Source organism: Natronospira sp., from assembly GCF_007134575.1.
GTDB lineage: Bacteria > Pseudomonadota > Gammaproteobacteria > Natronospirales > Natronospiraceae > Natronospira > Natronospira elongata.
In genome coordinates this window covers 1-7,876 of the sequence record NZ_SLKM01000184.1, presented here as the reverse complement: position 1 = coordinate 7,876, position 7,876 = coordinate 1, and the positions used below count along the sequence as shown (strand labels likewise).

7 protein-coding genes are annotated in these 7,876 nt (G+C 63.0%); 2 read left to right on the top strand and 5 right to left on the bottom strand.

What is annotated here, in order from left to right:
* A partial coding sequence (locus ACJWXQ_RS07145; protein WP_406672462.1) for a nuclear transport factor 2 family protein occupies positions 1-490 on the bottom strand: 490 nt, incomplete at its 3' end.
* Positions 491-680: 190 nt separating this feature from the next.
* Positions 681-1,679, bottom strand: coding sequence for a helix-turn-helix transcriptional regulator (locus ACJWXQ_RS07140; protein WP_406672461.1), 999 nt, complete (start codon positions 1,677-1,679; stop codon positions 681-683).
* Positions 1,680-1,813: 134 nt separating this feature from the next.
* Here ACJWXQ_RS07140 and ACJWXQ_RS07135 point away from each other — a divergent pair, with 134 nt between their 5' ends.
* Together ACJWXQ_RS07135 and ACJWXQ_RS07130 are read left to right on the top strand one after the other, a co-directional pair.
* Complete coding sequence (locus tag ACJWXQ_RS07135) at positions 1,814-2,638, top strand: ADP-ribosylglycohydrolase family protein (protein WP_346049966.1); 825 nt, start codon at positions 1,814-1,816, stop codon at positions 2,636-2,638.
* Between the two features lie 26 nt (positions 2,639-2,664).
* Positions 2,665-2,823, top strand: coding sequence for a hypothetical protein (locus ACJWXQ_RS07130; RefSeq protein WP_346049968.1), 159 nt, complete (start codon positions 2,665-2,667; stop codon positions 2,821-2,823).
* A 26-nt stretch (positions 2,824-2,849) separates the two neighbouring features.
* Here ACJWXQ_RS07130 and ACJWXQ_RS07125 read toward each other — a convergent pair whose 3' ends face one another.
* From ACJWXQ_RS07125 to ACJWXQ_RS07115, 3 genes are all read right to left on the bottom strand, one after another.
* Complete coding sequence (locus ACJWXQ_RS07125) at positions 2,850-3,533, bottom strand: SIMPL domain-containing protein (protein ID WP_346049970.1); 684 nt, start codon at positions 3,531-3,533, stop codon at positions 2,850-2,852.
* A gap of 110 nt (positions 3,534-3,643) precedes the next feature.
* Complete coding sequence (gene recD, locus ACJWXQ_RS07120; RefSeq protein WP_346049972.1) at positions 3,644-5,635, bottom strand: exodeoxyribonuclease V subunit alpha; 1,992 nt, start codon at positions 5,633-5,635, stop codon at positions 3,644-3,646.
* On the bottom strand, positions 5,625-7,876 hold a 2,252-nt coding region (locus ACJWXQ_RS07115), incomplete at its 5' end, for a 3'-5' exonuclease (protein ID WP_406672460.1). The genes recD and ACJWXQ_RS07115, both read right to left, overlap by 11 nt.

The window sequence follows — 7,876 nt, the reverse complement described above, 5'->3', positions numbered from 1 at the left end:
CGTGGATCAGGTTATCGACCATCTGGGAGACTTCTTCCAGTTCCTTGAGCGGGTAGGGCTCTTCTTCGCCATGAAGATCCGTGGGGAAGGAAACGTGGACATGGCAGATATGGGCGTCGCCATCGTCGGGAAGGTGCCAGACAAGCGTATGGCGGGAGTCCCGTAACGTCATCTTGTGGGTGTCGCTGTTGATATTGAAGTCCAGCAACATCTGGGAAATCACCACGTCCTCGGTGACCTGATAGAGCTCGCAATGCTTGATGTCCAGATTGACAGGTTCCGGGTAGCCTTCCAGGTCGGAGCGGACCACCTCGCGCAGGCCAGCCGGGTCCATGGCCGATTCCCCCCGGCCGGTGCCGACTCCGATGGCCTGCGGGTGATATTGGGCCAGTGTGTCTCTGAGATCGCGCTCGACGAAATAGCGCCGGATATGCTCATTCAGCGCGGCCCGGCAACGCTCGTAGATTGGACCTTTGCTTAGTCGTCTCATCCCTACTGTGCCTTCCGTTAAGCACTCCCGAAAAGTCTATCCTGCCCTTGAATGGGGCCGCACCGCAAATGCTCCCGGCCTAAGGGGAAGCTCGATAGTCTCACGGGAGACCGCGATGGAAACGGAGTGTATTGCTGAAACTGGTGGTTTGTACGGCCATGATCCGGACACGCCGGTGTTCAAAAACCGTTTATCCGTAGTGTTTCAGCAGGGCGCGGGCATTGGCGGCCATCTCCTCGCGGAGTTCGGTGGGGGCGATTACTTCAACCGCCGCGCCAAAGCCGTGTAACCACCAGCGCAGTTGGCGAGTGTTGCGTACGGTGGCCGTGACCCGGGTGATGTCCTCACCGCGTTCCTCGAGCTGCTGATCCTCGCTCAGGGGGCTTTCCGACAAGTGACGGGCCGCATCGCGCTCGAAATCCGCGACCAGCTCAATCTCCGGGCCTTCCAGCACATCCACCGCACCGGAGGCCACATACTCCCGCAACTGAAAATCTTTGGGTGACCAGCCCGGCTCATCCAGTAGCCTCGCCTTGCCGAGGCGATGCAGGGCCAGCAGACGGATGTCCTCATAATTGAAAAGGGTGCAGGCGAGATAGAGCACGTTGTCGCGCAGGATCAGGCCGAGGGGGTTGATGCGATAGGTCTTGGGTTCCAGGTCCCGCGAGGCGGCCCGGTACTCGGCCTCGAACAGGCAGCCTTCCAGCAGGGCGTCATAGGCCGTGCGGATGGCCTCGGCGTCACCCTTCGGCGGCAGCAGGGGCTGGCTGCGGGGGACCACCGCGACAAGCTCGGACCAGTGACTCATGCCCGGCTGATTCTTCTCCGTCTGCTCGAGAATCTCCCGGGCCCGGGTCAGATGCTCGTCGAGAAAGCTCTGCATGTTGTTGGGCAAAAGCGGGCGGGAGAACTCGTTCAGCAGCAGAAAGGCCAGGGCCGTGGCCGGGCTCATGGCCGGCAGCTCGAATCCCCGCGCCTCCCGACTCCAGGACCAGCCCTGGGGCGAGGCGCCATCGCTAACGATGGGAAACCACCGCGACAGCTTGTCCAGATCCCGCTCCACGGTACGCTTGCTGACGTCGAAACCTTCGGCGGCCAATTTCTCCCGCAGCTCCCGGCAACTCACCCGCCGGGGCCAGCGGGCCACCTGTTCGAGCATGCGAACGTATCGAATGGATGTCTCAGACATGGCAACCGGCTCCTTCCGGCAGAACTTTTGGGGTCTTGACTGTCGATGCGTGTGAGAGTGGCGCGACAGAGCGACAGCGCCTGTCGCATCTCGGAGGGAAACTATACAACAAGCAACGACAGGGGAGTCATCAAATGCTGGGCGCCATCACCGGAGACATCATTGGCTCGGTCTACGAGTTCAACAACACCGGCCGTACCGACTTTCCACTGTTCGGCCGGGGAGCGGATTTCACCGACGACACCGTCCTGACCGTAGCCGTGGCCGAAGCCATCATTGAGGAGCGGGCCTTCAACCGGGCCCTGCAGGCCTGGTACGCCCGCTATCCTCACTGCAGCTACGGCGGCTCCTTCCACAGTTGGGCCCGCTCCGGCGGCTCCGCGCCCTACAACAGCTGGGGTAACGGCTCGGCCATGCGCGTCAGCCCGACCGGCTGGGTCAGCGAGGACGCCGACGAGGTCCTGCGCATCGCCCACGACAGCGCGGCCGTCACCCACAACCACCCCGAGGGCATCAAGGGCGCCCAGGCGGTGGCCCTGGCCATCCTATTGGCCCGCCAGGGACAGAGTGCTTCGGCCATCGCCGAGGATATCGCCGAGGCCTTCGACTACCGCCTCGACCATGATCTCGACGCCTTGCGCGAGACCTACGAGTTCGATGTCTCCTGCCAGGGCTCGGTCCCCCAGGCCATTGCCTGCGCCCTAAAGGGGAAGGATTTCGAGGACAGCATCAGAAAGGCGGTGTCCATTGGCGGTGACAGCGACACCATCGCCGCCATTGCCGGCAGCATTGCAGAAGCCCGCTTCGGCGGCGTACCGGAGCCGATTCTGCGTGAAAGCTGGACGCGGCTGCCAGACACCATGCGCGCAGTGATCCGAGGTTTTCATCAACGCTTTGCACTTCCGGGCGAACTGCCGGAAGATATCGAATCGAGACAAGACTTGATCGTCGGCCGCTAGCCGGCGGCCCGGATAGGAGATCCCGCATGTCCATCAACCGAACCAGAGGCCTGCTCTATTGGCTGGCCCGCCTGCTGGGAGACGTCAACGCCGTGCGCCGGGGCCGGGTAGGACGGCGCATCGGCCGTCGCGTCGTCGGCCGCGCGGCAGGGCGCGGCATCGGCAGGCTGTTTCGCCGCTTCTAGCAACCCCGGATGGAATCAGCGCTGCCTTAGTCCAGCCGAAACACCGCCTGCACCTCGGCGGAGACAGTTATCGGTTCGGGCATGAAGCTGACCGCCTCCGGCGCCTGCATCAATTCCGCCCGAGCCATCATCGGACGACTGCGATCGCCCTCCTGCAGCTGAAGCAATGTCCCCACCTGGCGTCCGTCGCCGGCGGCCAGGGCCGACGCCCGAGAGCGGGCATTGGCCACCGCCTCGCCCAGCAAGTCATTACGCAGCGCCTCGGGGTCCGCCAGACGGGAGCGGACGCCCTGGATCTGTGTCCAGCCCGTGGTGATCAGCGCCCCGAGCAAGGGCCCCATTTCCTGCTCCACGTCCACCTGCAGGCGCACTTGTCGCGACAGCCGCATCTCGCCCGTGACCCGTCGCTGCTCGTCCCGGTCCCAGTGGGTTTCCTGATGCAGTTCCAGCTCCCAGGCGCGAATGTCATCCTCTTCCAGCCCATGCTCACGAGCCAGGGAGATGACATTGGCAAGCCGCTCCTCCAACGCCTCGGACAGCGCCGCTTCATCCTCTCCACGCTCCACCAGCAGCAGGGAGATTTCGTAATAGTCCGGCATCAGCTCCCGTTCCGCCTTGCCGGAGACAGTCACCGTGTCCGGCTCCCCGGCACAGCCCACCAGTAGCCCGGCAAGGCCCATCATCATCAGCAGTGGCAGTAGTCGTCGCATCGGTACTCCTCGAACGATCATGGCTTGGGCAGTTTGCCCCAATACTGACTGAATCGGAAGCCTCTCCGGGGTAACCCCCTAACTTGCCTGGCCATGGCTGGATCGCCAGCCTATGCGTTCAGGCGCTCACGCAGTCCGGAGCGGCGGCTGATTCGGCGCGCCACTGCCAGGCGGATCAGATGCTCGCTGGTGCCGGCTAGCGTGGCTTGGTGCCGGGCGCGGGTGATGCCGGTGTAGAGCAGCTCCCGGGTGAGCACCGGATTGTCCACTTCGGGCAGTACCATCAGCACCCGGTCAAACTCCGAGCCCTGTGACTTGTGCACGGTCATGGCGAAGACGCTTTCCATGCTGTCCAGGCGGCTGGGCAGTACCAGGCGAATATCACCACCGGGCAGCTCAAAGGCGACCCGCAGGCGCGGTCGTTCATCATCCGCCAGCCGGGTCAGCAGACAGATCCCCACATCCCCGTTCATCAGCCCCAGTTCATAATCATTGCGCGTCACCATCACCGGGCGTCCCTCATACCAGTCCCGATCCTTGTCAATCAGGCCTTCTCTTCTGAGCACGGCGGCGATGCGTTCATTGAGCCCGCTCACTCCGAGCATGCCTTGTCGGACCGTGGCCAGTACCTGGAATTGTCCAAAGTGATGAATCACTTTACGGGCCCAGTCACGGGTGGCCTTGTCGGGATCGGGTTCCTGATTACTGTCCGGTCGGCTGGCCTTGAGTTGTTCCAGATAAGGCCGGTAGCCCGCAACGCTTAACTTTTCTATGCGGCTGTCTTCGGCATCCTTCAGCAGGGCCAGGCTGACATCATCGTCCCCCTCTCCAAGCAGGCTCAGGGTTCGTTCGCTGTCACCGGCATTGACCGCAGCCGCCAGCCCGCCGATGCCGCTGTCGGCAGAGAAGCGATGACTGTGGCGTAGCATGACCGTGTGCTGGCGCAGGGCCGGGGCCTGATCGCGTGCCTGGAACGCGCCAATCTCTTCGCCACTGGCAGACTTGACCCAGTCCACGGTGTCAGCCGAATAATCGCCGGCATCCGCCCCCTGGCAAAGGTCGCCGAGCACGGCGCCGGCCTCGACCGAGGCCAGCTGGTCCTTGTCACCCAGCAGGATCAATCGGGTTTCCGGGCGCAGGGCGTCCAGCAGCTTTGCGGTCATTTCCAGATCAATCATGGAGGCTTCATCAATCACCACCACATCGGCATGCAGGGGGTTATGACGGTCATTACGGAAGAAGCGGCTGTTGCGGACACTGCCCAGCAGACGATGCAGGGTTCGCACTTCCCGCGGCACCGCGAGCTTGACCGATTCGTCAAAGGGCAGGGCATCAATGGCCCCGCCAATGGACTCGCTCAGGCGGGCCGCGGCCTTGCCGGTGGGTGCCGCCAGCCGAATGCGCAGGGGCCGCTCAGGGTCCGCGGTCAGCTGTCTGGCCTGCAACAGGCCGAGCAGTTTGACCACCGTGGTCGTCTTGCCGGTGCCGGGCCCGCCGGTGATGATGGTCAAAGCGGATCGCACGGCGAGTGCACTGGCGACCTTCTGCCAGTCCGGCTGATAGGCCCCGCCGGCAAACAGTGCATCCAGCTGTGACTTCAGGTCCGGGGCCACCGTCTCCTCGGTCTCCAGCCGGGCCTCGATGGAGGCGGCTACATCCTGCTCATGCTGCCAGTAACGACGCAAGTAGAGCCGGTTGCCCTGTAGCACCAGCGGTTCATTGCCTTGATCACGCTGCTGCGCCGGGCAGGCAATCACGGCCGATTGCGTCAGAACGGCGGTCAGGGTTTCCATCTCCTGCTTGCCGAGCCAGTCCGTGGGGCGGTCGATGGCTTCGGCTACCCCTGTATCCGGTAACTCCGGCCATAGTCGTGTCGGCTCACTCAGGGCCTGTTGCAGGTCCAGGCAGATATTGCCCTGGCCGACTTGCTGGCTGGTCAGGGCCGCCATGAGCAGGACCGTCTCATCCTGTTCGCCGCCTTCTTCATTCAGAAAGCAGGCCAGGGCATGATCCACACCACGCAGCCAGCCGGCGCGGGCCCAGTCCGACAGCCGGGCGGGCAGGGCAGTGTTGATCGGCAGTGCGGGCTGTTCACTGGACATGAGCCACCTCCCGACTGAACAGGGTATCCAGTTCCTCCACCAGAGCCCTGGGCGGACGTTCCAGATGCAGGCCCCGGCTGGCATGGTTCACACCACGCAGAAAGAGACAGCCGGCACCGCCCACATGGTGTTCATAGTCATAGTCATTACCCAACCGGGACCGCAGCAGTCGATGCAGGGCCAGCAGGTAGAGACTGTACTGGGCGTCATAGCGCTTCTTGATCACCGCCTGACGCAGGGCAGTCTGTGAATAGGCGGCATCGGAAGCACCCAGGTAATTGGATTTGTAATCGATCACGTAATAACGCCCCTCGTGCTCGAAGACCAGATCAATGAAACCCTTGAGCATGCCATTGAGCTGGTTTTGCCCAAGCTGGGGTCGGCCCACGCCGTTGAGAGCATATTGCTGAATGACCCGGTCGATGGCCTCGGCACCCGCATCATGCACCGAGAGCATGAACTCCAGCTCGGCAATGAACTGCCCGGGTTGCAGTTCATTCAGACGCAGCGTGTCATCACCCAGGGGCAGGGGAGCGCTCACGGTTGCCTCCATCCAGTCCCCGACCGTCTGACCCCAGTGACGCCAGCGGCGGGTATTGAGTCGCTCATAGAGAAGCGTCTGAAAGGCCCGGTCCTCGATAGCCGGGAAATGGCGTTCGGCCAAGGCTTCCAGCAGCCCGTGCAGGAAGGTCCCCGCCGCCGGCCCGCGCGGGAAGGCGTGCAGGCTGTCCGGCTCGGCTTCGCCGTCGTCCAGCGCCTCGGACAGGCTTTCCTCGACAATTACATCTTCATCCGCCGAGCCCGGTGCCCAGGCCCGGGGCCCGTCTTCCAGCAGCGCCGAGTAACTGGCAATCCACCATCTCTCGGCATTGGGTGGGGTAGCTTCATAGTCACGGGCCCGCGCCATGGCAATGCCGGCCTCATCCTGCTCGAGCTGAAACGCATCGGGTGACTCGATGCGGGCGTCAACGGTTTCAATCGCCGGATGCTTGCTGGCTACTTCCGTCAGGCGATCTTCCAGTTCCTCGGCCGGGTCCCCGGCCTGCCATTGAATCAGGTGGCCGATGGCGGCGTTCTCCAGGTCACTCTTCTTGAGTTTTTCAGGGTCTTTCGTTCTCGAGTCGGCCGCCCTTTCTCGCACCCCGGCCATGCCCACCCAGCAGGCATGGCGGGCCCGGGTTAGGGCCACATACATCAGGCGCAGGTCTTCCTGAAAGCGCAGCTGTTCGGCCGCTTCCTTGATTTCTTCATCCGGCTCGAAGCTGAGTCGGCGCTGGCCTTTCTCGTAATACCAGATCGGCGGGTTCTTGCCGTCTTCCTTGCGATAGGCACAGGCAAAGGGAAGAAACACCAGGGGAAACTCCAGGCCCTTGGATTTGTGAATGGTAATGACCTTGATGAGCTCGGCATCGCTTTCCAGACGAATCAGTTGTTCATCACCGGCCTGTCCCTCATCGGCCGTCTGAATCTGCTCGTCCAGCCAGCGAATCAATGCCTGGGCCCCATCCAGATGACTGGCCGCATCCTGCAGCAACTCGCTCAGGTGCAGAAGATTGGTCAGACGGCGTTCCCCGTCAGCTTGTTGCAACAGGCGCGGGGCCAGTTGGTGCTCGCGCATCAGTCGGCGCAGCATGGGGAGCACGCCGCGCTCCTGCCAGGTCTGGCCATAGCCACGAAAACGTTCCAGCTCCGACTCCCAAAGGCCGTCGTTCTGGATCAGGCGGTCCAGTTCCTGCCAGCCATGGCCCAGGGCGGCGGTACCCAATGCAGCGCGCACATGGTTCTCCGAGTCAGGCTCCGCCGCTGCCTTCAGCCAGCGCAGCACATCCAGGGCTTCGTCACTACTGAAAATGTTCTCCCGGTCCGAGAGATAGACCGAGCGAAGCTGGCGTTCGCGGAGGGCATCCCGCACCAAGGCCGCTTCCTTGCCCGTTCGAACCAGAATGGCGATGTCAGAGGGCCGCACGGGATGGCTCTCGCCATCCTTGTCGAAACCCGCCATGCCTTGCTGGCTCTGCCAGAGCAGTTTGGCCACTTCACTGGCACAAACCTCGGCCATGTGTTCCCGGTATTCCCGAATCGGAATGCTGACCGCCAGCCCGTCCTCGTTTTCCTTTTTAATCAGGCTGAATGTCAGCGCCGGGACATCGTAGCCCTGCCGGGTGAATCGCTCCTTGAGGCCATTCCAGTCCACGGCCCGGTAGGCCAGGTCCGCCCGATTGAAAGGCCCTGCCCCTGTAT

What these genes read in the sequence shown, in the direction of transcription:
- ACJWXQ_RS07130 (WP_346049968.1), top strand. Translation starts at nt 2,665, where the DNA reads ATGTCCATCAACCGAACCAGAGGCCTGCTCTATTGGCTGGCCCGCCTG.
- ACJWXQ_RS07135 (WP_346049966.1), top strand. Translation starts at nt 1,814, where the DNA reads ATGCTGGGCGCCATCACCGGAGACATCATTGGCTCGGTCTACGAGTTC.
- recD (WP_346049972.1), bottom strand. Translation starts at nt 5,635, where the DNA reads ATGTCCAGTGAACAGCCCGCACTGCCGATCAACACTGCCCTGCCCGCC.
- ACJWXQ_RS07140 (WP_406672461.1), bottom strand. Translation starts at nt 1,679, where the DNA reads ATGTCTGAGACATCCATTCGATACGTTCGCATGCTCGAACAGGTGGCC.
- ACJWXQ_RS07125 (WP_346049970.1), bottom strand. Translation starts at nt 3,533, where the DNA reads ATGCGACGACTACTGCCACTGCTGATGATGATGGGCCTTGCCGGGCTA.